We start from the raw sequence: 489 nt of genomic DNA, 5'->3' as shown, positions 1-489 counted from the left end.
GTGTTTGCGCGGCGCTGCGCAGATCCGGCTGATCTCGCAGAATCGCTGCAATCGCGGTATCGCCCAGCGTTGACCAGACACCGTCACTGAGCAGCACAAAGCTTTCACCGTCACGCAGCTCTCCGTCGAGAAAATCCAGCACCAGATGCTGATCCAGCCCCAGCGCGCGCTTGAGCACGTGCTGCATACCCGGCTGATCCCAGACGTGATCTTCAGAGATCCGCTGCAAACTATCGCCGTGCCAGCGATACACCCGGCAATCTCCAACGTGGGCGAGGGTAAAACGCCGACCACGCATGACCACAGCACTGACGGTGGTGAGCAAGGGTTGGCCACCGCCATTGGCCTGCAGCCAACGATTTTGCGCGAGCAGCAGGCGATCCAGTGCTTGTGCCACGCTCCAGGTTTCCGGTGTGGCGTAGTAGTCGAGCGCCAGCGCCTGCAAGGTCGAACGCGCAGCCAGTCCGCCATCGGCACACTGGCTGACGC

1 protein-coding gene is annotated in these 489 nt (G+C 62.2%); it reads right to left on the bottom strand.

The window, feature by feature from the left end; genetic code table 11:
- Window positions 1-489, bottom strand: a 489-nt coding sequence (locus tag EYW48_RS21425; protein ID WP_277433071.1) for a PP2C family serine/threonine-protein phosphatase, incomplete at both ends; no start/stop codon positions are given.

Source organism: Vibrio sp. 1180_3, from assembly GCF_029478545.1.
GTDB classification, from domain to species: Bacteria; Pseudomonadota; Gammaproteobacteria; order Enterobacterales; family Vibrionaceae; genus Vibrio; species Vibrio aestuarianus.
Note: the sequence above shows the minus strand (reverse complement) of the source record. Positions and strands in the feature narration are given on the sequence as shown.